The sequence below is a fragment of the Streptomyces sp. NPDC018045 genome (genome assembly GCF_044327445.1).
Lineage (GTDB): Bacteria > Actinomycetota > Actinomycetes > Streptomycetales > Streptomycetaceae > Streptomyces.
The window spans coordinates 21,447-43,178 of sequence record NZ_JBIRFL010000037.1 but is presented as its reverse complement, the minus strand read 5'-3'; the positions used below and the strand labels follow the sequence as shown (position 1 = coordinate 43,178).

The following is a 21,732-nucleotide window of genomic DNA, read 5'->3' as shown; positions in this document are numbered from 1 at the left end:
GCCGGGGCGGGGCGGAGGTGCACCGAACGGGGCGCACCGAGGAGCCAGGTTGGTCAGACCATCGCGGGCTGCTGAGCCTGTCCGGTCTCCTGGGCCTGCCGGGCGGCGGCGAGGTCGAAGCGGCCAGGGTGCGGTTTGACACGCGGGGCGGTTCCGCGTGCTCCGCCGTCGGGCCCGGTCCGCCGACGGCGGCACGGATCGCCGATCTGCGCCAGGCACCACTCGCAGCGGACTGTGAGCGCGTCGGGCTGGCCCTGGGCGACGGCCGTCTCGCGAGCTGCGCGGGCGGGCCGGTAGGGCGCGAGGGCGGCTCGGACCTCCGGCGGGATGCAGGAGCCGACTTGGCGCAGTCGCACCGCGAGTTCCGGGTTGTTCCGACCGCTGGTGATGGCCCGGTACTGCGCAGGCTGAGCGGTGCCGGTGGCCACGGCACGCCGGGTGCCGGCCAGCTCGGCGGCCCAAGCCGCCTGGTCGTCCGGGTCTACGGACGGGGTCGGGTCGGTGTGCCGGGCCAAACGGTCGCGCCGGTAGCTTTCCCAGGGACGGGCGATGTCCGCGGGCAGGATCGGGTAGGGCGAGACCCGGATGTGCTGCCGGGCGGCGACGCGGGCGTCCCAGCCGTGCGGTGTGACCATCGGTACGTCGCCGAGCAGGTCGTGCCACTGGGCGAGCTGGTCGCGTGCCTCGCCCTCGACGCGGATGGTGCGGGGGTCGAGCCGGCCGATGTAGGCCAGAAGGGCGGCGATTTCGCGGCGATCCAAGGTGTGGCTACTCCGTTCCGGTCGGCTCGTCGAGGGCGGCGAGCAGGGCTGCGGTGTGGGCTTCGGCGCGGGTCATGCCGCCCGGCTTGGCGGGGCCGTTGCCGGGCACGGCGTATAGGTTCGGGCGTCCCGGGGCGTGCTCCCGGGCGACCCAGGAGCGCCAGTCGGCAGCCCAGGCCCCTGCCGAGCGGGGCTTCCAGTCGGCGCGGTGCACCCGCCACTTCTCGTCGGCGGCGGCCAGGCCCTCCTCGCCGAGGCGGTCGAGGTGACCTTGCTGGCGGGCCCAGGCGTGGGTGTCTGGGTCGACCTGCCACTCGCTGGCCGAGATGACGCCGGCACCCCTACTGCTGTACCTACGGTTCACCTTCGGTTCACTACGGTTCTGGGGGCCGGATTCCGGTACACCGCTGTGCCGGTTTCCGGGACGCCGCTGTGCCGGTTTCCGTCGGGAGGTACCGGTATCCGGACCGACCGGGTTCCAGCCCGTGCGGGGGGATTCCGGTACCTCACGCGGACGGATGCCGTACCGCCGCAGGGCCGAGACCCGCAGCGTCGGGCCGGTGTCGGGCTCGCCCGTCGATGCGTCGCTGTCGTCCGTCTCCTGCTCCCTCGTGACCTGTGCCGCGGCTATCGCGGCCAGAGGCAGGCGGTAGACCGTGCTGCGCTGCGGGCCCGTGAGGTCGTCGAGCTGCTCCAGCTCGTTGCTGTCGAGCAGCCGGTCGAGGGCGTCGCGCACCGTTGACCGGGAGGCGTTCGCACGCTCCGCCAGACTGGTGAGCGAAGCCCAGGCAATGCACTGCTCGTCGGCTACCCGGTCCGCGATCGACAGCAGGACCAAGCGCGCGGTTCCCCGGCTGGAGCTGTGCTCCCACACCCACTCGCGGGCATCGACACTCATCGGCCGCTCCCGTCCGCGAGGCGGGGTCGGCGTTTCGCCGAGGCCGTGGTGTTGTGCTCCAGCGCGGTGCGGAAAGGCGCCGAGGCGTAGACATCTGCCGCGCAGGCCAGGCGGGCGGGCCTTTTGCGCAGGGCAGGAGGCATGCAACAATCCCCTCTGTAGTGTGACCACGCTGAAGCGCCCGGTGGTAAGGGATCAGCGTGGTGAAGGTGGGCAATCTCCGCCCTTCCCGGGGCGGGTTATGCCGTTAGGCGTCGGCGTCCGAGAGTTCCCGCTCTTGGGCGCCGCCGCTGCATTCGGTCCTACGTGCTTGTTGGCATCTGCCGCGTTCCTCCCGCATTCGTCCTGCCGGGCAGGGGCCCGGATGACGACGACGAACATACGCACGGATCCGTGTCAAGATCCAGAGTTGGTTCTAAACCTCTGTACTGGTCGCAGAGGGTGACGAGCAATACGCATCCGTAGGCGCACGGAAGGGGCGGCGCGGGCCGCATCCCGGCACAGGGCCTGGGCAAGCCCTCGGCTGCTAACAAGCCGCCCGCGCGGCGCAGCGAGGCGCGTTGCCGCCAGCGTCGATGCGGAGAGGCGGCCGGACGGAACGCAGGCAGATGTCGGGCTGCTCTGCGCCCTCCGAACCTGGTCTTCACCGTGTCCCCTTGCGTCTGCTGCTGCAACGTTCCGTAGAAAACGAACGATCGCCACGATTCAAGCCAAGAGGCGGGGCGCCGTCAACGTAGATCGTTTGCCCGTTTTTGCCCGCAAAAGCTTCCCGCGCTCAGCGGGGGTGCGGCGCGGGCGGTCGGGCTGCAAGTCGCCTGCGGCGTAAGGGGAATCAGCATTCCGGTGAACCGCCGATGAACCCGGCGAGCATGGTCTAGACCGGCTGGCTCGTCCGGAAATGAAAAGCGGCAAACATTTGCCGCTTACCGGATTCGATCATGAAATGCCGATAGAGATGCCCGATTCGCGCACGAACGCACCAAATCCCCGAAGGTTGTTCGGTGTTAAACAGGTCGTTCGCGCCTGCATGTGGCCCGTCGCACAGATGGTCAAGATCACTGCGATATTGCGTATGGTCTAGGGCGGAGGCGACAGGGCGGGGGCTGGCCATTGAGGGCTGACCCGCTTTTTTCATGCCCGAATGCAGGTGCCTTCAAAAGGAAGTCGAAGGAATGAGGAAGGGTCATGGCTGCGAAGGAACCGGACCCCGACGGTGCCGCCCGGGAAGGCTCATCAGGGCGCGACGCTGGACAGCTCGCCGGTCAGTTCATGGGATTCGGCGCGATTCTGCGAAGGTGGCGCAAGGCTGCCGGCATCACGCAAGCGCCGGCCGCTAAGTCCCTGGGGATGGGGGTGCGCACGTACCGGAAGATTGAACGTGGTGCGACTCCGCCACGATTCACCCGGTCTCAATGCGACTCGCTGGCGGCTCTGTTTCGACTGGACCGTGATGAACGCCACGCACTGGTGCTGTATAACGTCGGCACGTCTCTCGCCACGCCGAGCACCGACGGCCGTCCTGCACTACAACGAGCGTTGCGGTTGCTGATCGATCAGCAGATGCCCAGCCCGACCTACCTCTGTGACCGGTACTGGAACATCATCAGTTTCAACGCGGCGATGGCAGAGTGGTGGCCGTGGGTTATGGAGCCCGGCGCCAACCTCATACGCTGGGCGCTGACCAGCTCCGAAGCGCGGATTCAGTATCACGACTGGCACAAGCACGCTGCGGCCTACGTGAAGATGCTCAAATTCGCGGAGGCCACCAACGAGGGCGACGCGGAGCTTCGCCGGCTGATCGACGAGGTCAAGAAGGATCCCGATGTGCGGCACATCTGGGAAACCGAGGACGAGATGGGCGAGACCCGCGACGGCCATGTCTTCCGCATGAACGTGCCGGCCCTGGGCTGGGAGACCGTTGAAGTCGTCAGCCACGTCCTGTACCCGGCGAGCATGCCCGGCTGCCGCTTCGTTGTGATCACCTGGGTCGAGGACGACCACGCTGACGACGAGCACGACGCCCTCGGGGGCACCCGCAACGCTTGGGCCGAAACTTCAGCGGCCGTAAAGGTCCAAGGCGCGTCGGCTCAGAGTCAAAAGGGCGAAGGGGGGCCGATGCACGGCGCCGCAGCCACGCGCATTCGCTCACCGCTCGTCTCGTCGTGGACACGGCAGAAGAGGCGGCAGACCTCGCAGGGGAGGATGGAATCCCGCTGCCTGTTCTCAGCCGCCTGGTAGGCCCGGACAGCCGTCTGACGCTGTCACCGAGCCATCACTCGGTCATCTGGGCGATCGAGGAGGCGCCGGGCGAATGGGCAGTTTCCGAGGTCGACGCGAACGCGGTGATCGCCCGCATGCCGCAGGCGGTCCTATTCGCCGAGGCGCATGACGAGGTGAAGCTGCTCACGCGCTGCGCGTTGCCGACCGCCCCGGACGCGGCCATCGAGCACATACAGCAACTGCTCCCGCAATTGCAGAAGCGGATCCTCCTGCTGCGTGAGGTGTGGCGGGACCTGTACGAGCAGGACGATTTGCTGCCGCATGCCCGAATTCCGGCCAGCCAGTAATGGCGACCTCCGGTTCGATGGGGCAGGCGCACAGACGTCCATCGAGCCGGAGGGGGCCCGGTGAGTCGCCGCGGCCAGCCGGTGTAGGCGTGGCCTTCCCCGAGACGCCCTCTTGGGCTGATGGTATGCGGCGCCGCGGCCCTGACGGCTCGGACTGTGCGGCCGAGGTCGATGGGAAACGGGAATGCAGAACCGCCAGCCTTGCGAAGATCAACCTCCCTCCACCTCTGCAATGCGGCAGGCGCTCGGCATTTTTCGTACCACCCACGCAATCGTCGAAGGGATGAGCGGCACAGTGCAGGAACGGGCAGTCAAGACGCGGGAGGCGATCCTCCGGGCGGCAGCCGAGCTGTTCGACGAGTATGGCTACTCCGCGGCGAGCATCAGTAAGATCATTAAACGTGCGGAGGTCACGGCGGGAGCGATGTACTTCCACTTCTCGTCGAAAAGTGACCTGGCCCACGCTGTGATGATCGAGCAGGGCGATGGTCTGGAAATGCCGCCAGGCGAAGACGGCCTGCAACGGCTCATCGACATTACCCTGTACCTTGCCGACGAGCTGCAGGGAAATCCGAGATTGCGGGCCGGCGTCCGCCTTGCCATCGAACAAGGGGACTGGGGCAGCCAGGACGATTCTGCCTACCGCTACTGGGCAGAGATGTTCACCGCACAGCTCCACGCCGCCCAGAAAAGGGGAGACCTCCTGCCGGACGCAAACGCTGAGGAAGTGGCCTGGCTGCTGGTCAGTTCCTACTCCGGGACACAGCTCCTCTCCCACATATCCGCCGGACGAGCCGACTTGCACCATCGAGTGATCACCCTTTGGCGCTATCTCTTGCCCGGAATCGCAGCCCCCGCTGTCAAACCGCTCCTGAGGTTCAGTGCACCTAGCGATCGGGATGCTTCATGACCCGATCCGTCATGGCGGGAGCCACTGCCAGTAACTCCAGCCCCGAACCCGGGTGTTCGTCGGCGCCGTGGTCTCGGCGCCCTACCGCGTAGTTGTGCGATGGCTCCTCACGTGACGGTTGGGCCGCCCTTCCCGGCGGGCTCGTTTTCTGCGGCGAACTGGGCGCGCTGGATCTCGTACATGCCCCGGAACCTGCCGCCCGGGGCCGTGGTCGGGTCCATCAGTACGGTGAACGTGCCGGACTCGGCGACCCTGCCGTCTTCGAGGAGGTAGATCAGGTCCGCGGTGCGTACGGAGTGCAGGCGGTGGGTGATGAGGACGACGGTCTGCCCGCCGGCCGCGAGGGCCCGGATCTGGGCGAATGCCCGCTGTTCGGCCTTCGCGTCGAGGGCGGCGGTCGGCTCGTCGACCACGAGGACCTGCCCGGCCCGGAAGTGGGCGCGGGCGATGCCGAGTTTCTGCCACTGCCCGCCCGACAGGCTGTGGCCGTCCTGGTAGCCGCGGGCCAGCAGGGTTTCCCAACCGCGCGGCAGGTCCTCGATCAGCTCTTCGGCGTCCGCGTGCCGGACCCCGGCGGTGAGCCGTTCCTCCGTCGGGGCTGCCTCGGTGCGGCCGATCGCGACGTTCATGCGGGCGGTCAGCGGCCAGTGGTAGAAGTCCTGGGAGACGTTGGCGATGCGGGAGAACCAGGCGCTCCGGTCGATCTCACTCGTGGGTAAGCCTGCGACCAGGACCTGGCCTGTGTCGGGTAGGTAGAGGCCGGCGAGGAGTTTGGCGGCGGTGGTCTTGCCGGAGCCGTTCTCCCCGACCAGTGCCACCGTCGCCCCGGCCGGGATGCGCAGGTCGACGCCGTCGAGGGCGGGCTTGTTGTTTTTTCCCGGGTAGGTGAAGGACACCTTCTCGAAGCGGATTTCTTCGATGTGCTCGGGCACAGGGGGGCCGGTGGCGGGGATGGCGCGCCGTTCGGCTTCATCCTGGATGTGCTCCAGGTCGCCGACGAAAAGCGATTCTTCGTTGAGGTAGTTGATCTGGCGGACGAGGCTGGTCAGGGAGCTGGTGGCGGTGCGGATGGCGATGACGGCGGTGCCGCCGACCGCCAGCGGCATGGCGCCGGTCCACAGCAGCAGGCCGAGCACGCTGAACGTCGCCGCGTACGCGACGCCGGTCAGGGCCGAGGCGAGGATCCCGGTGCGGGCGGCGAGGTGGGCGAGGCGGGCGTGTTCTTCTTCGGCGGTCTCGGACATGCGACGGAAGTGGTGGAGCAGGAAGGCGGCGATGCCGTGCAGGCGGATCTCGGCCGCGGCGCGGGTGGAGGTCAGCAGCTCTGAGATCAGGCGTCCGGCACGGGCGTGCTGGGTCCACACCTTGAAGGACAGGTAGCGACGGCGGGCGATGACGAGGGTGGACCAGGCGCTGGGCAGGGTCATCATCATGATCATTGGCAGCAGCGCGGGGTGCAGTACGGTCAGCACGCCGATGGAGGCGAGCAGCGACATCAGGGCGTTGATGACCGAGGTGCTGTACTGGATCATGCGGCGCGCGGAGCCGGCGCCGAAGCGGGCGGACTCCGCGCGGCGGTGGAAGTCGGGGTCTTCGATCGCGGCCATCTCCACTTTCGCGGAGGCGGTCAGGTAGATCTCGGTAGCCACGCGTTCAACCGCGGGCTCCAGTCTGCCGGTGCCGGCGGTGGACACCGCCCGTAATGCGGCGCCGATCACGCTGCACACCGCCACGGCCACCAGTGCGGGCAGCGCGGAGCTGAGCCGCTGCGTCGTCGGCCCGGCGGCCAGGAGCGCGGCGAGGACGTGGTTGATGGCGATCATGCTGGCGGCCTGCACCGCCCCGCGTCCCACCTCGGCGCCGATGACCTGCCGCAGGGCACGGGCGTTGGCCTGGTGGGCCAGGCGGGCGGTCACGGTCAGCAGGTGGGGGAGGCGTACGACCATGCCTCGCAGGGTCAGGTCGAGGAAGGCGTCCTCGTGCCGCAGCCAGGCTAGATCCAGGCGCAGCCGGCCGCCGAACAGGAGTCGCTCGGACTCGGTGACGTCATCCTCGGTGGCCTTGCCGTCCTCAGCTCGTGCTGCTGTGCGTAATGGAAACCACCTCATGCAGGCCCCTTCGGTCGGGAGGACGCGGCATCCGCCGGTCAGGCGGTCGGTGAGGAGCCGGTCTTGCGGTGACGGCTGGCGCCGGACGCCGGGTTGCGTTGTTCCACCTGGTCGTGGAGTAGTTGCCGGGCCGCGAGGTGATCCAGAGAGTTGCCATCATGCGGTCGTGGGGGCTGGCTGCTCATCGCGCTGGCTCCTTGTCCAGGAGAGGCTGGAGATCGGCGCGCAGCAGCTTCCCGGTGATCGTCTCGGCGTTGACCGGGTCGGCGGGGCAGGCCATGAGGTAGGCACGCTTCGTGGTGCGCTGCACTTCGCGGATCAGGCGGAAGCGCTGCGCCTGGTAGTAACGGACCAGCTCTGGGTGGAAGCAGCCGCGCCGGACCCACTGTTTTCCGTGCAGGGCGGCGCGGTGGACGGCCCACCAGGCGATGAGGGTGCCGGGCTTGTGGGCGCGGTAGGCCGGGTCCGTGCACGTGGTGTACAGGTAGTTGGCGGGCTCGGCCAGCTCCTGTTCCGTCCACCCCCAGGGCGGCGCGGCGGACTGAACGGTGGTGCAGCCGACCAGGTGCTTGCCGTCCTTTTCCAAGAGCCACATGTCCCCGTCACCGGCCTGGTCGGCGATGTTCTCGGCGGAGCCGCGCCAGCTCGGCAGGCCGCGGTCCTCCTGCCACCGGCAGCGGCTGAGGATCATGGTGGTGAGGGCGGGGGCGTCGGCGGCGGTGGCCGGGCGCATGGCGAACACGGGATCTCCAGCGGGTGGGGTCACAGGAAGGCTTCGGCGGCGAGGTGCAAGGTGGTCACTTCCAGCAGTTGCGCGTCGCCGTCCTCGCGGTAGTCGCCCGAGCTGAGCCGGTCGACGGCGCGGCGCAGACCGTCGGGGTCAACGAGTTTGTCGTCGAACAGGGGGGAGCCGTCGCGCAGCATCCGGGCGAACAGCGGCCGGGCGTGGACGGTCAGGGCGTGCTGGACCACTTCGGCGAACGACTCCCGCAGCCTGGGCTGGGTGACGTCCTTGTCCAGGGCGAGGGCGGCCAGGCGGCGGCGCTGGAGCTGCTTGAGTTCGCGCCAGTCGATTGGCAGCCACTCGCCGAGCTGGACCATGACCGGGTCGGTGAACGGGTGCACCGGCCAGATGCCCTGCCGCAGCAGGAGCGGGGCGGTGGTCTCCAGGGACAGCAGCGTCATGCTGTTGACCACGGCCGGCGGGGCGATGCCGGCGTCACCGAACTGGGCTGCGCTGCGGCCGTGCTCGCCGATCCACGGCAGGCGGGCGGTGTCCGCCAGCTCGCCCATGGGCCGGTGCGGATACTCGTCCTGGGACAGGGCCACCATCTCGTCGCCGCCCAGGCCGGTGACCACGGCGCGGGCGCCGTTGGCGGCCAGCCCTTCGGCCAGCCGCTGGAACGGGTGGTACAGCGGTTCGTCGTAGGGGCTGATCAGTGTTGCGTTGACGCGGGCGCAGTCGCGGTGCAGCGGCGCGGTGACCATCGCGTCCAGCAGGAGGTCGGGCTCGGCGAAGCGCACGGCCTCGCGCATCTGCTGGCGGCGGCGCAGTTGCTGGGCGCGGCCGGGCCCGCCGATGAGCAGGGCCGCGGTGGCAAAGCGGTCCGGGAAGCGTTCGGCCACGCGGGTGGCCAGGACGCCGCTGTCGAAGCCGCCGGTCAGGTGCAGGGCGGTGGTCACCGTGTCGAGGGGACGCAGGTCCCAGGCGCCGTCCATCGCCCCCACGAACGCCCCGAGCACGTCAGCGTCCTCGGCGAGCTGGCGGGGGCCGCTGTGCAGGGCGGGCTCGGGATAGCGCAGGAACAGGGCGCCGCCGAAGTGTGCCGTGGCCCGCTCGGTCAGACGCTGGATGCCGGTGAAGACGGTGTCGCTGCTGTAGCGGGGACGGTAGAGCAGCAGCCGGGCTACCTCCTGTGCGTTCAGGCCGCCCGCGAACGGTGCGAGGTCCCTCATCTCCCAGGAGCCGTGCAGCGTACTGCCGCCTGCGGCGAGATACAGCGGGGTAGTGCGGCACGGGCCCGCGGTGACCTGCACCGGCTCATCCGGCACCCACTCGACGAGCACCCAGTCCGCCGGCCACCGCTCGGCCGCCCGCCGGGCCTGGTCGTACTCGTCCCTCGGCACCTGCTGCACATCAGTCCGTGACGCCGGGTGTCCCGCTACCCGCTCCCGGACCATGATCAGGGTGCGGCGCCCGTCACTGACGGCGGCCTGTTCCACCAGCGGGTGCGCGTAGGGCACCACCTGGTCGTGCCCGCCGCCGGAGGCGTAACGGGTGCCGTCCCACCGCCAGCCTCCGCTGCTGTACGGAGTCAACCGGAACTTGATCACGCAGCCTCCCGGCCACCACCAGAGGGCCGGGGCACCGCCACGAGGCCGCGCCCCGGCGCGAACATGGATCAGACAGCAGTCGTGTCGTAGGTTCTCGCCGCATCGGAGGAGCCGGCCACCTTCTTGTACTCGTGGCACTCCCACGGCGCCTGAACCCGGCGCACGACCTTGGTGGTGAACAGCGCGTTCACCCGCGAGATGCGGTGCTTCGGCAAGGGCGCGATGAAGTCGTTCATGAGCCTTCCTGGGCAGGCGGGGTACACCGGCCGGACTCCGCGGCAGGCGGGGCCGGTGGGCGGTGCGGTTCGAGGAGGATCAGACACAACTGCGCCAACGCGCGGAGCCGGTGGCATGCCGTCGCGGCCTCGGTGCAGTCAGCAAGCCCCAGCAGCCGGGTGGCGTCCTGGGCCGCGTCCTGGGCCAGGGGCGTCAGCGCACCCGGGTCCTGCGCAAGGAGCAGCTTGAGGTGGCCGTGCAGTGCCTGCGCCGTCTCCGCCAGGCCGGCCTGCGTCAGCAGGCGCCGGGGACGAAGGGCGCGGGCGCAGGTCCCCTCGATCGAGGAGACATCGATGGGCAGCGCGTCGGCTTCCTCGGCCGGAACTTCAGGGGCGAGCGACGCGGCGACCTCTTCCATGCCAACGAACGTAGAAGGCCGCGGCGTTGGGGCTCAAGGAAGTTCTACGAAGTTGCACGCTTTCACTCGAAGGTGGCACGGGCGCCCAGCACCAGGCGCCGGGCCGCATCGCCGTACACCGCCATCCGCTGCAGATGGTCGAACGCCCTGAGATACACGCTGACCTCGCCGGGGGCGGTGATGTTGATCTCGGCGGAGAGGGTCTCCACCTGGACCCGCTCCTGGTCGAAGACCATGAACGTCTCCAGGGGCCACATCGTGCGCCGTGCGCTGACGGGGATCACGCCCAGGGAGACGGCGGGAAAGGCCATGGCTTCGAGCAGGAAGTCGAGCTGGGCGGTCATCGGCCCCGGCCCGGTAAGGCGGTAGCGCAGGACGGCTTCCTCCACCAGCAGCAGGAAGCGATGGCGGCCTTCGCGGATGATGTGCGAGCGGGACAGCCGCGCGTCAGCGGCCTCGCAGCCGTCATCGGGGGTGCCCTGGAACCGGTTGATCGCCGACAGCAGCGCGGCGGCGTAGGCGTGGGTCTGCAGCAGCCCGGGGACGACGTTGGAGCAGTACACCCGAAACAGCCGGGTGCGCTCGTAGAGGGGGACGGCCGCCTCCTGGTGGTGGCGGATGCCGCTGCGGTGCAGGCGGCGCCACTCGGCGTACATCGACTCCGCCGTACGCGCGGCCGCGAGCAGATCCTCCGCCTGATCGAGCGCCCCGCACGCCGCGCACCAGGCCCGGATGTCCGAGTCCGAGGGCGGCGTGCGGGCGTTCTCCAGCCGCGAGGTCTTCGACTTGTGCCAGCCGCACCGCGCCGCCAGCTCGCCGGTGGTCAGGCCACTGGCGCGCCGCATCTCCCGCAGGCGCACCGCCAGGGCACGGCGGGCTTCTTGTACGGCCGAAGACGAAGATGCGGACACGCGCAGCGTTCCAGTGAGGGCGAGGTGGTCGGATCAGGTCAGCGTGTACTGGTCGTGTGGTACGGCACGCTCCCACACGGCGGCGAACGCCTGCGTGCACAGCCGGGCCACCGCCGCCTCCTCGGTGAACTGCGGGGCGACGGCCCGGCCGTCACCGGAGAAGACGTTGAAGCGCACGGCCCGCTCGTCGATGAGCCAGAAATCGTTGCCCGGCAGCGCCAGGCCGGAGGCGTGCGCCCGGGGCAGCCACCGCACCTGCTCGCCGGCCGCCACATTGACCGGAGTGATCGCGTGCTCGAAGCGGATGTACGGGCTCACGGGCTCCGAAACGATCCGTGCCCGGCGCATCGTGACCCCGCGAGCGGTGGTCCGCTTCACCAGCTCCACCCACGGCCGCCAGAACGCCGAGTCGGCTGCCGGCACGGTTCCCTCGCGCCGCCAGGCGTCCACCGTCGCCGTCTCCTCCTCGACGGCGTAGACATCGCGCATCTCCAAGTGCACGGCCGAGTGCCGCGCACCGTCGAGCAGTTCAGTGAAGTCCGGCACCGTCTGCGACATCACACGCCTTTCTGAGCTGGGCCGCCATACGGGCGGGGATACGGACCACAGCCTCCCCTTCGGGCCGGGGACTGCTCACCGCGCACTCCTGGAGCGTCGCGCCGTCAGCGCACCAGCCCTGCACAATGATCTCCCCTCTGGCCTCGTCCACCCACACCGCGGGGCAATTGCCGCCGCCTGTCTCCGGATCGATACCGATGAACCGTAATGCCATTACTGCCTCCCTACGTCCGTGTACTGCTTGACGCGCCTTGGTCGCCATATCGGGGGACCTGGCGACTTCGATGCCGTGTGGGCTTGGTGACCGCCGTGAAGCATGTGGGGTGCACCCTTGTGGTGTTCACGGCGTTTGCTCAGGAGGCGGGAGGCGATCCCGGCTGCGCCGGGTCTGCCGCCATCCGGTCGAGGTCGTAGTCGGTGGTCACCAGCAAGTGGTCGCTGGCGGCTTTCGCCTTCGGCCCGTGATGGGTGGTGTGCGCGTAGGCGGTGCGGGCCAGGCGGAGGGTGGCGCGGGTGGTGTCGATGCGACCGGGGCCGAAGGGATCGGGGCGGCCCTGCCCGTCAAGCCAGTGACCGCAGCTTGGCTCCCAGGCAACGTCGAGCAGCGGGGCCGCGTCGTGCAGGCCGCCGGGCTCCTGGCTGAGCAAGACGGCCGCGTCCCGGTTCGCCACCGGCGGCGCATCGGGGCGGGCTGGGTCGAAGTGCACCTGATAGCGCAGTTTGCGGTGCCGCTGGCCGGCGTAGCGGTCCGCGTCGTAGTAGGAACCATCGGCTCGCCGGGCGGCGTCCAGGCTATTCCAGTCGGCCCCAATCGCGCCCTGGTCGTCTTCGCCCTGGAAAGCGGACAGGACGCGACGCGCCTCTTCGACCCGCCGGACGGGAGAGAACGGATTCGCGTGGAATGAGCCCCACTTGGTGGGGACCGGTCCGCCGGCGTCGAGCACTACCGTGACCATGCCGTGCCAGAAGTCGATTCCGCCGTCATAGCGGCGCAGGGTGTGGGGGACGGCTTCCACGTCGGGGGTCCACAGCAGGGCGACGTGGAAGCGGACGCTGTCGCAGGTTCCCGGATGCTGGCTGGCCAGGGCGGGGATGATGCGGCGCCCCCGCGGCCGAGAGGCTTGGGAGACCAGGCCGGTGTCGTCGGCGAACATGCGAAGAACCCGGCCGGCATCGGCCCGGCTGTCCCCGGTGATCTCCTGGACAGCCAGCGCCCCTCGGCGGTTGCGGAACGCTTCGGTCACCGTCTCGATGAGACAGCCGTAACGCTCCTTTTCCTGAGCCGAGCGGGGAATGCCCAGGTTGAAGAGGTTGTAGGTGCCGAACCGGAACTCTTGTGTCATGAAGACTCCTGTGCGGGTAGGTGGACCATGCCGTGGTGGGTGGGGTGGTGGCTGCCTGGGGCAGGGGTGCGTGCCAGGAACTGCGCGAGGGCCTCAGCGATGTGCAGGTCCGGGAGTTTGCGCTGGATCCACTCGTGCTGGCCTGCCGCGTTGAGGTCGACGAACCAGTGCGTGCCCTGGTCGTCGACCAGGAGATCGATCGCGGCGTAGGCCAGGCGGTAGTGGTGCAGCAGCCGCCGCACACCACGACGGACGCTGTCCGGGAGAAAGGCGTGGGAGTAGGTGAGGGCGTCGTAGTCGGAGCGCCAGTCCGCCTGCGCGGCTGGGCTGTGGGCGTCGATGCGGGCAGCGAACTCCTGGTCGCCGACCACGGTCAGGCGGATGGCGTACTGGGTGGCGATGGCCCGCTGAAGCTGGTGGGCGGTATGGGTGATGGAAGCGTCGAGGTCCGTGGTGCGCACCTCACTGGTGTGGAAGGAGCTGGAGGTGCCGTCGGGGTAGGTCAGGCCAGGGGTGACGAGGGATTTGCAGACGGTGGCCGGTGCCTGCTGGGTGAAGCGGATGCCGGCCGCGGGGGAATTTCCGATCCAGGTGGCGGGGACGGCGAGGTTGCACCGCGCCGCTTGCCGTAGCGCGTCGGGTTTGCTCTGCGAGGCGCGCGTGGCGCTGGGGTGGTTGAGGTGGACACAGTCCACGGTGGCCAGAACGCCGGCCAGGCCGGCCAGGGCCTCCGCTTGGGCCCAGGCGGTCTCGCTCGGCGCCATGCCGGTGGGGTCCAGCCGCGGGGGGCTGGGGTGCCACCACCAGATCGCGCCGATGTCCTCCAGGCGCAGCGTCCAGTGGGCCGTGGTCAGGTGTCCGGTCCACCGGCCGGCACGGAGGACGGCATCGAGCTGGGCGTGCTGAGGGAAATCAGCGACGTCCATGCGGTGGACCGGGACATGGAGTCGGCCCAACTGCCACACAATGCGGTCAGCGGTGCTGTCGTCGTCGGTGGTGAGGATGCAGACCGGGCGGAGCCGCCCGGTCTGCGCGGCACCGGTCAGCAAACGTCCATGATTTCGATCTCGGTCTGGGTGGTCAGCCCGCCGCAGGTTTGACTGCGTGCGGCGTAGGAGGTCGCGATGCGCGGGGTTCCGTCGGCGGTCACGGTCATCTGGAGCTGGGGGTCGTACGTCCCCGGGAGGGAGCGGCACTGGGACGTGACCGGAGCGGTGAACAGGCGCAGGGCGAAGGGACGGGAACTCGTGCACTGCTGAAAGGCCATGAGAACTCCTTGTTGGGATGAGCGGAGGTAGCGGAGAAGGCTGGGCGGTGGTGAGCGCCCGCGGGGCAGGACGGGGCGGGGGCGGGAGTCATGCCACTGCCGGTTCGTTGGTGTGGAGCCAGGTGCGGTGGGGCCCGGCGACGGGCTCGACCCGCCAGGTCAGCGCGCCGTGGTCGTCGGCGACCCTGACGCTGACGGACAGTCCGTACCGGTCCAGGGCGCGCATCAGCACGTCACGGATCAACGGATCGGTGGCCCAGTCCACCAGGGCCTCGGCGCGCTGCGCGGGCAGCGAGGGGGAACAGGTGAGCAGTGAGGTGATCAGCCATCGGACCGCCACGGCCGCCGAGGGGGCCGGTCCGTGCCCGGCGTCGCGCTGTGTCCGGGCTGCATGCGAAGCCGTGGGTGTTTCCAGCAGCTCACATCGCCACCGCACCTGGTCGTCGCGGGCCGGCGCGAGGGCGGGCCCGGCCCACGCGACGGTGGCACCGGAGTCCGCGCCGCCGATGGTTTCGATCAGAGGACCTGCGGCCCGCGCCGTGCGGCGGCGCGGTCTGTGGCGGGGCCGGGTGCGCAGTGCCTTCATCATCTCTCTCGTCCGATGGCTGGTGCGAAGCATCGCGGAGCGGCAGTGCGCTCGCCGTGGGTGGCGGCGCAGGGTGGTACGCGCAGGTGGCGGTCGTTACCCGGCACGGCCGGCGAGGTAGCCGTCGTGTTCGTGGCCGAGGGCGTGCAGCGCGGCGTCGATCCGTTCCACCAGGCTCTGGGGTGCGTAGGCGCTGAGTTGTCTGCGCGGCACGAACCGGTACTGGGTGATTGCGGTGGAGAGCTGGAATTCGGTGTGCTGGCTGATCACACCGCCGTCCCACACGTAGTTGTGGCCTTCGACGGTGCCGTCCTTGGCGGGCTGCCAGTGCATGACCAGCAGCCGCCCGGGCTCTATGAGCAGGCCGGACTTCTCCTGGATCCGGCGCTTGCAGGCCGCCTGCGGGTCCTCGTTGCCCTGGGCGCAGCCGCCCGGCAGGTTCCAGGTCAGCTGGTCCCCGCGGTCCACGCGGCGGCGCGACTCGAACAGCAAGATCGCGCCCTTCTCGCTGCGGATCAGGCCCTGGGACCCGATGCGTCGTGAAGGCGCGTCGGTGAAGTGGTTGGTGGTGTCCGGGGTGGTCACGGAATCTCCATGTCCTGGTAGTGGGGAGTGGTGTCGGTCGGATGTGGTGGTCTCAGGTGGCGGTCTCGGGCAGGGCCGGGGCGAGGAAGCCGCCGCGGGCGCGCAGCCGTCGCAGGGCGGTTTCGTAGTGGTCGTCGTACGGGGAGATGTCGGTGCGGGAGGCGATCACGAGGCCGTCGATCTCGCCGCGGGCGACGGCGTGGCAGGCGCGGGCCAGTTGCGGGCGGGTGGCCGGGTCGGTCAGGCCGGTGCAATCGAAGGTCCGCCAGGTGATGGACCAGTTCTTGACCGTGGCCAGGCCGTGGGCGGTGGCCAGTCGGGGCGCCGGGTCCTGCCCGTCATCGACCAGTACGTACAGGCCGACGCGCGGGGGGCGTTCAAGGCCGGCGGTGACGGCGGCGAAGTACGCCTCGCGCAGACCGCGCAGCCAACGGGCGTCGTGGGACGGGTGGCCGGGGCGGCGCGCAGCGGGTATCGGCGCGGGCGGGGTGGGGATGGCCCGGGTGGTCATCGTGTGCCTCCGGTGACCAGGTGACGGGCGCGGTGGGCGAGGGCGACGGCGCGGGCCAGGCGCAGCGCGCTCTTCTCCTCGTCGCTGTCGGCGCCGGTGCGATGGTGGTGTTCGTGCAGCAGGGCGGCCAGCACCTCGTCGTGGTCGGTGCGGCCCGCCCGGTCGCGCGCGGATCGGTAGGCGGCCAGTGCCTGGTGGCGGGTGTCCCAGCGGTCGGCGAGGCCGTCTCCGCCGGGCAGGGCGCGCAGCCCTGTCCAGCGGCCGTCGGTGGTGATCAGGCGAAGGGCGCTCTGGTGCAGGGCGCGCGGCAGCGGCCTGGCGGCGGTGGGTTTGGGCTGGGCGGTCAGCCAGCGCAGGCCGGTGCCGGTGTCCTCGTGGAACGCGGTCGCGATGGCGACGATGTTGGCCGCCGCCAGTACACGGGGGTCGGCCCCGCGGACGTGGAGCAGTTGGTGGAGGACGGCTGAGGAGTCGGCCGCGAAGCAGTTCTCGGCACTGGTGAGCTGGGCCCCGGCGCCCCAGCGTCCGAGGTGCGGCCGGTAGGGGACGATCTCCATCGCGCCGAGGGAGCCGGTCTTGACCAGGCGGACGGCCCAGGCGCCGACGGCCTGCACCGCCGGGCCGACGGCCCGCGCCTCCGGAAACCGGACAACCAAGGTCATGGTGAAATCCGGCTCGGGGAGGAACCAGCGCGCGGTGCCGGGAAATTCGGCCAGCAAGGCCGGCAACTGGTCGAGCACTGGGGCATGGCTGGGCCCGCGGACTCCGGAGAGCCGGACACACAGATACGGGCCGGCCCCCGGCACCTCGTTCCTGGAAGGCGGGGTGCTGGTGGGCACGGGCGGAGCGGGGGCCGGAGGCGCGGTGGAGCGCAGTAGCGTCACGATTTCGGTGGCGCGGCCCTGGCACCAGCCGTAGGCCCGCTCGTCCGGCGCTTCGGTGAGGGCGAGGGGGTGCTGGGCACGGTTGAGGTGGTGGCGCAGCAGCGCGAGGTGCCCGATGTCGTCGAGGTGCAGGGGCAGGCGCTGGTCGAAGTCCTCCAGCAGCACGGTGTCGGGCAGGCGCCATCGGGCGCGCAGTTCGGCGAAGGCGTCCTCCCAGGCGGCCGGGCAGGCGCCGGGGCCGGGCAGGTTGGCGTGGTCGAGGGACCAGGTGGCCGGGCTGAGCACGGTGCGCCCGTGCCGCAGCCGGGGCAGGACCGGCAGCGTACCGGCGGCGCCCCAGTTGAAGGCCCGGACCAGCGCGGTCAGCACGGCGGTGTGCCCGCGCGCCAGTTCGTCGCAGAAGCGGGCCAGCCAGGGCGTGTGCCATTCGCGTTGCAGCGGGTGCGGGCTGGACGCCTCCAGGACCTGGCCGCGCGAGCGGGAGACCAGGTGCAGGCGCTGGCCGTCGCACAGCACGGCGAGGTCGTCGGGGGTGAACGTGTTGTCCGGCTCCGGGGCCCGGTGCTCGGAGAGGCTGACGAGGTGCTGTTGGAGGCGGGGGAGGCGGGTGATGTGGCTGGCGCCGCAGGCCAGGGCGGGGAAGGCGAGCTGGACCGGCAGCGCGCCCGCGGTGCCGGCGGGCGGGCGGGTCAGCGTGGTCAGCAGGGCGTTGGTCGGGTCCTGGGCGAGCAGGGCGGCGAACCGGCCCCCGCTCAGGTGGCCGTAGCCGCGGGAGACGCCGCGCAGGAGCAGGGTGAAGTCTCCGTGGTCGAGCGCGGCGGGGGAGGGGCTGTGCAGGTCGAACAGCAGCTCGGTGTGCGGCGGGGGCTGCATGCGGGCCGGGTCGCCGACGGCCAGCCGCCCGATGAGGTGGTCGTCCAGCTCGATGTCGCGGCCATCGAGCACGGCTTGCTGGGCGAGGGCGAGCAGCAGACGCTCGCGCGACGACAGCGGGGGGCGCGGTGCGGGGGCGGCGCTGTGGAAGCCGTCTGGCAGGCCGATGCCGGTGACCGGGTCGGTGCACTCCAGCACCGGGACCAGCACGTGCGGCCCGTAGCGTTCCAGGAAGCGGCGGCGGTAGGTCTGCCAGGCGGGGGTGCCGTAGGGGCAGGGCGTGAGCCGGGCGAGGACGGCCGCGGCGGCCTCGGCCTCCCAGGCCACCGCGCGCGGCACCTGCACCTCCGCGTCCAGATGGAGGTCCACGGCCAGCGGCTCGGGGACGTCAGCGTGCTCGCGCATCTGCTGGACCAGCGCCCTGCGGTGGCTCCTGCCCGCGGCGGCCGGAAGCCTGTTGTGCTCGCCCATCAGGTCATGGACCGCGCGCAGCGCCGCGATGGTTGCGGCGGCCGGCGGGACCTGGTGGGCGCCGGCGCTTTCCAGTTGGTCCAGGAGGTGGCCCAGGGCGTCGGGCTCGGTGGCCGGCGGGTGCAGGCTGCTGATCAGGAACCGGTGGGCGATCAGTTCGTCGAGCAGAGCGCACACGGCGCGCGTCTCGACGTCCGGGGAGACCTCGGCAAGGCGGCGGGCCAGGGCCCGGTAGCGGACGGGGGCACTGGCCCGCTCCAGGGCGGCGCGCACCGCGGGGGTGTGGCGTACGGAGACTTCCCGGATGGCGGTGGTGCGGGCACCGGGCCGCCGGGGCTGCCAGGGCACCACGAGGCGGTCCCCGCGGACAACGGCGATGTTGTTGGCCACGAGCGTCAGGTGGGCCCGGATTTCGGGCAGGGCTTCTAGGACGGCGATCACATGGGTCAGCCAGGTGCCGTCGGCCCGGGCCACGGCCCGGTGCCCCGTGCCCCAGCGGACGGTGGTCCGCGGCCCGAAGCGGGCCTCGCTGACCCCGGCGAACAGGCCGAACGGTGCGGCCCGGTGCTCTGCGCGCAGCAGGTATCCGGCGAGGGCGAGCATGAGCTTGGAGGCGGTGGCAGCGGCGGGCGCCGCGCCGGCGGTCAGGGCGTCGAGTTCGTGCGCGAGGTCCGGGCTGGCGTGTCGTACGGCGTCGGCGATGACGGCGGTCCCCCACACCTGCCGCATCCACGTCGCCCAGCGTTCGATGCCCGCGGGGGAGGTGTCGGCCAGGTCGGGCCAGGGCGGCACCGTGATGCCGGGGTGGTGTACGGAGCGCACCAGAGCGGACGGCTCGCACCGGTAGCGCAGCAAGGTGGCCATGTCTGTCCCTTGGTCAGGTGAAGGTGCGGGCGTCGGGGTCATCGCCGAAGAAGAAGGCGAAGGCACCTGCGGTGCCCGGCACTTCGGCGTCACGGAGGTCGAGGACGAAGTCGTCCGCGGTGTAGGGGCCCATCGCTCCACAGCCCTGGGGGCCGCGGGGTGGGACCTGGTGCGCGGCGGGTGCGTGCGTCACCGGCAGGTGCCCCCGGGTGTAGGGCAGCAGCGCGGCGACGGCGGTGGCCAGGCACGCGGTGTGCCAGCGGCGCGGCTCCGGGGCCTCGGGCAGGGGCGCGGATTCCAGTTCGGCTGCTCGGATGAGGGCGGTATCGCGCCGGTGCCGGAACGGGGACCGAGACGGCTCGAGCGTGCCCAGCATCTGCCGGGCCATCGCCCGCAGCCGTTCCCACTGGGCGGTCACGTCTTCCGGGGACAGCCGGGGATGCCGGCGCCACTGCTCGCGCCCGGCCCGGGCAGCGGCCGTGATGGCCTCGTGGTCATAGACCTGCGGATGGGAGGCGTGTCGTTGATCCGGGGCGTGGCGTGCGGGGGAGGGCAGGCGCCGGGCTGCTTCCAAGACGATGGCCGGCGCGTTCTTGCGCAGCCGGACGAGACGCTCGGCAGCCAGGTGGTGCAGGGCGGCGCGCACCGGCGTCAGGTTGGTGACGAACGCGGCGGCCAGTTCGGGTGCTGAGGGAAGGAGCGTGCCGGGTGGATAGACACCGTAAGCGATCTGCGCCCGCAGCCGCTCGGTGACGAACTGGGTCTGCTCGCGGCACACTTGCTCATTGCCCACGACGAACAGCCGTTGTCCCCGGCGCTCCAGCAGTCCCGACTCGGCGAGATCTGACAGAGCCAGCTTGACCAGTTCGACGGGCACTTCCAGCGCCGTGGCGACGGTGGAGACCGCGACCGGGCTGCCGACCGGGTACGTCTCGTTGTGGAGGGCGTCTTCGATGCGGTGTGCGATCTCGCAGACGCTCGGCCACTCCAACGTCGTGGCCTCGATCGCCCGCAGCAGCTCCCGGACCGCACCGGCCAGCACCGTCAGCTCGGTGAAGGACGCCTTGACCGCCCGGCCGGGGTCAGCACCTTTCAGGAGCTGGTCCCACCGGCGCTGGTCGGCGGGGGAGCCGACCGCCGCCTGGCGGCACCGTTGGGCCACCGGCCACCACGTGCGGGCAGCTTCATGGAGCAGCTCGGTGTTACGGGCGACGGCGGCCGGGGCGCGGAGCCGGGTGACGTGGGCCGTCAGCTTGATGTCACCGCGCAGCGCGCGCAGATCAATGCCGTCGTCATCGGCCGGGGCGTACATGGTTGTGGCCTTCACACGGTTTCCTTGACCGGGGGGCGGGTCACCGGCGCCCGAGGACTGGGGCATCGGCCTGTCCTCGTCGCCGGTGAGGAGCGGCGGCGCGGCGGCCGGGCCGGGGGTCACCGCGCTGCCTTGTTCGCCGGGGCGGTGGCCGTCGGGGGCAGGTGCCGGGACAGCTCGGCGCACAGCGGCACGCTCGACCGGCCACGCAGCACGTTGTTGACCGTCCGCGTCGGCTCCCCGGCCGGCGCAAGCTGGGGGCAGCGGGCGGCGAGAGCGCGCAGGACGGCGCCGGCCTGCAGCAGGGCCAGCGGGGTGCCGGCACACAGGTGGGGCCCGGCGCCGAAGGCCAGGTGCTGGTGGGATCCGGTGCGGGCGATGTCGTAGCGGTCGGCGCGCGGGCCCCAGGTGTGGCGGTCGCGGCCGGTCGAGCCGTACAGCAGCCACACCTGCTCACCGGCCTCGATGCGCACGCCGCCCAGGGCCGTGGTGCGGGCGACCATCCGGCCGAAGCCCTGGACGGGGGCCTCCAGACGCAGGGCCTCGTGGAAGGCGGCCTCGGCCAGCGCCGGGGTGCGGCGCAACCGGTCCCACTGCGTGGCATGGCGGGCGAGCTGGTAGAGGGTCTCGGTCAGTCCCGCGATCGTGGTGTCCATGCTGGCGGCGGTATACGCCGAGGCCAGGGGCACAGCTTCGTTCTCCTGGATCTGGCCCGCATCGACCGCGCGGAAGATGGCGTGCATCCATGAGCCGTCGGCGACCTGCTCGCGGGTGACGTTCTTCGCCAGGAAGTCCACCGTTGCGCGGGCGGTCGGCAGGGCGCGCTCGTAGCGTGCGTTGGCGGGGCCGAACACCTCGAACGTCGCCGCGGCACCGCCGGCCACCGTCGGTTCGCTGGTCTCGGGCAGGCCCATCAGGTCCAGCACGGTCTCGGTGACCATCTGCCGGGCCAGCGCCGCCGCGTCGAAGGCGCCGCCTCGGGTGTGCTCGGCGACCAGACGGTCGGCGCGGGCACCGACGCTCTGCGCCAGACGCCGTACCGCCCGCGGGGCGAGCTGGACGGAGAGCACCTTGCGCAGGCGCCGGTGGGCGTCCCCGTCGGCAGCCAGCACCGTACCGGCCAGGACCTCGGCGTTGACCTGTTCGGTCAGCGCCACCCCGCCGCCGGAGGGGTAGGTGTGCGGGTCCTGCAGGGCGGCGCGTACGTCGTCGTAGCCGGGGATCGCCCAGACACCATGGCGCTCCAGGCGCACGGCCGGGCCAGCGGCGCGCAGCGCCGCGTAGGCGGGATACGGGTCGGCCAGGACCTCGTCGTCGAAGAGGTCCACCTCGCTGGTGGGGGCCGGGACAGGCAT

General features: G+C 71.0%; 21 protein-coding genes. 3 read left to right on the top strand and 18 right to left on the bottom strand.

Annotated elements, in window-relative coordinates; translation table 11 throughout:
- Nucleotides 1-53: 53 nt before the first annotated feature.
- Both ACH4EB_RS36080 and ACH4EB_RS36075 read right to left on the bottom strand, forming a co-directional pair.
- Nucleotides 54-761 carry a hypothetical protein gene (locus tag ACH4EB_RS36080; protein ID WP_398352619.1) on the bottom strand — a complete coding sequence of 236 codons (708 nt, stop codon included), beginning with the start codon at nucleotides 759-761 and terminating at the stop codon, nucleotides 54-56.
- Between the two features lie 7 nt (nucleotides 762-768).
- The gene (locus tag ACH4EB_RS36075; RefSeq protein ID WP_398352618.1) at nucleotides 769-1,659 is read right to left on the bottom strand and encodes a helix-turn-helix domain-containing protein; all 891 of its coding nucleotides are present in this window, start codon (nucleotides 1,657-1,659) and stop codon (nucleotides 769-771) included.
- 1,185 nt (nucleotides 1,660-2,844) lie between these two features.
- Here ACH4EB_RS36075 and ACH4EB_RS36070 point away from each other — a divergent pair.
- From ACH4EB_RS36070 to ACH4EB_RS36060, 3 genes are all read left to right on the top strand, one after another.
- The gene (locus tag ACH4EB_RS36070; RefSeq protein WP_398352617.1) at nucleotides 2,845-3,897 is read left to right on the top strand and encodes a helix-turn-helix transcriptional regulator; all 1,053 of its coding nucleotides are present in this window, start codon (nucleotides 2,845-2,847) and stop codon (nucleotides 3,895-3,897) included.
- Nucleotides 3,822-4,226, top strand: coding sequence for a hypothetical protein (locus tag ACH4EB_RS36065; RefSeq protein WP_398352616.1), 405 nt, complete (start codon nucleotides 3,822-3,824; stop codon nucleotides 4,224-4,226). Before ACH4EB_RS36070 ends, ACH4EB_RS36065 begins: the two co-directional genes overlap by 76 nt.
- A 283-nt stretch (nucleotides 4,227-4,509) precedes the next feature.
- A complete protein-coding gene (locus ACH4EB_RS36060; RefSeq protein ID WP_398352635.1) occupies nucleotides 4,510-5,136 on the top strand; it encodes a ScbR family autoregulator-binding transcription factor in 627 nt (208 codons plus the stop codon).
- 107 nt (nucleotides 5,137-5,243) lie between these two features.
- Here the strand turns inward: ACH4EB_RS36060 and ACH4EB_RS36055 are convergent, their stop codons facing one another.
- From ACH4EB_RS36055 to ACH4EB_RS35980, 16 genes are all read right to left on the bottom strand, one after another.
- Nucleotides 5,244-7,244 carry an ABC transporter ATP-binding protein gene (locus tag ACH4EB_RS36055; protein WP_398352615.1) on the bottom strand — a complete coding sequence of 667 codons (2,001 nt, stop codon included), beginning with the start codon at nucleotides 7,242-7,244 and terminating at the stop codon, nucleotides 5,244-5,246.
- Between the two features lie 181 nt (nucleotides 7,245-7,425).
- Nucleotides 7,426-7,977 (bottom strand): GNAT family N-acetyltransferase, encoded by a 552-nt coding sequence (locus tag ACH4EB_RS36050; protein WP_398352634.1) that lies wholly within the window; start codon nucleotides 7,975-7,977, stop codon nucleotides 7,426-7,428.
- A gap of 29 nt (nucleotides 7,978-8,006) precedes the next feature.
- The gene (locus ACH4EB_RS36045; RefSeq protein ID WP_398352614.1) at nucleotides 8,007-9,578 is read right to left on the bottom strand and encodes an asparagine synthase; all 1,572 of its coding nucleotides are present in this window, start codon (nucleotides 9,576-9,578) and stop codon (nucleotides 8,007-8,009) included.
- Between the two features lie 68 nt (nucleotides 9,579-9,646).
- Nucleotides 9,647-9,814 carry a hypothetical protein gene (locus tag ACH4EB_RS36040; RefSeq protein WP_170251608.1) on the bottom strand — a complete coding sequence of 56 codons (168 nt, stop codon included), beginning with the start codon at nucleotides 9,812-9,814 and terminating at the stop codon, nucleotides 9,647-9,649.
- Complete coding sequence (locus tag ACH4EB_RS36035; protein WP_398352613.1) at nucleotides 9,811-10,212, bottom strand: hypothetical protein; 402 nt, start codon at nucleotides 10,210-10,212, stop codon at nucleotides 9,811-9,813. Before ACH4EB_RS36035 ends, ACH4EB_RS36040 begins: the two co-directional genes overlap by 4 nt.
- Before the next feature lie 62 nt (nucleotides 10,213-10,274).
- The gene (locus tag ACH4EB_RS36030) at nucleotides 10,275-11,123 is read right to left on the bottom strand and encodes a helix-turn-helix domain-containing protein (RefSeq protein WP_398352611.1); all 849 of its coding nucleotides are present in this window, start codon (nucleotides 11,121-11,123) and stop codon (nucleotides 10,275-10,277) included.
- A 33-nt stretch (nucleotides 11,124-11,156) separates the two neighbouring features.
- Nucleotides 11,157-11,681 carry a DUF6879 family protein gene (locus tag ACH4EB_RS36025; protein ID WP_398352610.1) on the bottom strand — a complete coding sequence of 175 codons (525 nt, stop codon included), beginning with the start codon at nucleotides 11,679-11,681 and terminating at the stop codon, nucleotides 11,157-11,159.
- Nucleotides 11,682-12,034: 353 nt separating this feature from the next.
- Nucleotides 12,035-13,024: a hypothetical protein gene (locus tag ACH4EB_RS36020; RefSeq protein ID WP_398352609.1), complete on the bottom strand. Its 990-nt coding sequence runs from the start codon at nucleotides 13,022-13,024 to the stop codon at nucleotides 12,035-12,037.
- Nucleotides 13,021-14,073: an MvdC/MvdD family ATP grasp protein gene (locus ACH4EB_RS36015; protein ID WP_398352607.1), complete on the bottom strand. Its 1,053-nt coding sequence runs from the start codon at nucleotides 14,071-14,073 to the stop codon at nucleotides 13,021-13,023. Before ACH4EB_RS36015 ends, ACH4EB_RS36020 begins: the two co-directional genes overlap by 4 nt.
- Nucleotides 14,067-14,291, bottom strand: a complete 225-nt coding sequence (gene tgmA / locus ACH4EB_RS36010) for a putative ATP-grasp-modified RiPP (protein WP_398352605.1) — start codon at nucleotides 14,289-14,291, stop codon at nucleotides 14,067-14,069. The genes ACH4EB_RS36015 and tgmA overlap by 7 nt, the downstream gene beginning before the upstream one ends.
- 88 nt (nucleotides 14,292-14,379) lie before the next feature.
- Entirely contained in the window at nucleotides 14,380-14,880 is a 501-nt protein-coding gene (locus ACH4EB_RS36005) for a hypothetical protein (RefSeq protein ID WP_398352603.1), read from the bottom strand.
- A gap of 93 nt (nucleotides 14,881-14,973) precedes the next feature.
- Nucleotides 14,974-15,462 carry an NUDIX domain-containing protein gene (locus tag ACH4EB_RS36000; RefSeq protein WP_398352601.1) on the bottom strand — a complete coding sequence of 163 codons (489 nt, stop codon included), beginning with the start codon at nucleotides 15,460-15,462 and terminating at the stop codon, nucleotides 14,974-14,976.
- A 52-nt stretch (nucleotides 15,463-15,514) separates the two neighbouring features.
- Nucleotides 15,515-15,973 (bottom strand): hypothetical protein, encoded by a 459-nt coding sequence (locus ACH4EB_RS35995; protein ID WP_398352600.1) that lies wholly within the window; start codon nucleotides 15,971-15,973, stop codon nucleotides 15,515-15,517.
- Nucleotides 15,970-19,065, bottom strand: a complete 3,096-nt coding sequence (locus ACH4EB_RS35990) for a lantibiotic dehydratase (RefSeq protein WP_398352599.1) — start codon at nucleotides 19,063-19,065, stop codon at nucleotides 15,970-15,972. The genes ACH4EB_RS35995 and ACH4EB_RS35990 overlap by 4 nt, the downstream gene beginning before the upstream one ends.
- A 13-nt stretch (nucleotides 19,066-19,078) precedes the next feature.
- Nucleotides 19,079-20,392 carry a GntR family transcriptional regulator gene (locus ACH4EB_RS35985; RefSeq protein ID WP_398352598.1) on the bottom strand — a complete coding sequence of 438 codons (1,314 nt, stop codon included), beginning with the start codon at nucleotides 20,390-20,392 and terminating at the stop codon, nucleotides 19,079-19,081.
- A 104-nt stretch (nucleotides 20,393-20,496) separates the two neighbouring features.
- Nucleotides 20,497-21,732 (bottom strand): cytochrome P450, encoded by a 1,236-nt coding sequence (locus tag ACH4EB_RS35980; RefSeq protein ID WP_398352597.1) that lies wholly within the window; start codon nucleotides 21,730-21,732, stop codon nucleotides 20,497-20,499.

Excerpts from the sequence above, each read along its gene's own strand:
- ACH4EB_RS36075 (WP_398352618.1), bottom strand. The coding sequence starts at position 1,659 with ATGAGTGTCGATGCCCGCGAGTGGGTGTGGGAGCACAGCTCCAGCCGG.
- ACH4EB_RS36070 (WP_398352617.1), top strand. The coding sequence starts at position 2,845 with ATGGCTGCGAAGGAACCGGACCCCGACGGTGCCGCCCGGGAAGGCTCA.
- ACH4EB_RS36060 (WP_398352635.1), top strand. The coding sequence starts at position 4,510 with ATGAGCGGCACAGTGCAGGAACGGGCAGTCAAGACGCGGGAGGCGATC.
- ACH4EB_RS36055 (WP_398352615.1), bottom strand. The coding sequence starts at position 7,244 with ATGAGGTGGTTTCCATTACGCACAGCAGCACGAGCTGAGGACGGCAAG.
- ACH4EB_RS36050 (WP_398352634.1), bottom strand. The coding sequence starts at position 7,977 with ATGCGCCCGGCCACCGCCGCCGACGCCCCCGCCCTCACCACCATGATC.
- ACH4EB_RS36040 (WP_170251608.1), bottom strand. The coding sequence starts at position 9,814 with ATGAACGACTTCATCGCGCCCTTGCCGAAGCACCGCATCTCGCGGGTG.
- ACH4EB_RS36035 (WP_398352613.1), bottom strand. The coding sequence starts at position 10,212 with ATGGAAGAGGTCGCCGCGTCGCTCGCCCCTGAAGTTCCGGCCGAGGAA.
- ACH4EB_RS36025 (WP_398352610.1), bottom strand. The coding sequence starts at position 11,681 with ATGTCGCAGACGGTGCCGGACTTCACTGAACTGCTCGACGGTGCGCGG.
- ACH4EB_RS36020 (WP_398352609.1), bottom strand. The coding sequence starts at position 13,024 with ATGACACAAGAGTTCCGGTTCGGCACCTACAACCTCTTCAACCTGGGC.
- tgmA (WP_398352605.1), bottom strand. The coding sequence starts at position 14,291 with ATGGCCTTTCAGCAGTGCACGAGTTCCCGTCCCTTCGCCCTGCGCCTG.
- ACH4EB_RS36005 (WP_398352603.1), bottom strand. The coding sequence starts at position 14,880 with ATGATGAAGGCACTGCGCACCCGGCCCCGCCACAGACCGCGCCGCCGC.
- ACH4EB_RS35995 (WP_398352600.1), bottom strand. The coding sequence starts at position 15,973 with ATGACCACCCGGGCCATCCCCACCCCGCCCGCGCCGATACCCGCTGCG.
- ACH4EB_RS35990 (WP_398352599.1), bottom strand. The coding sequence starts at position 19,065 with ATGGCCACCTTGCTGCGCTACCGGTGCGAGCCGTCCGCTCTGGTGCGC.
- ACH4EB_RS35980 (WP_398352597.1), bottom strand. The coding sequence starts at position 21,732 with ATGCCTGTCCCGGCCCCCACCAGCGAGGTGGACCTCTTCGACGACGAG.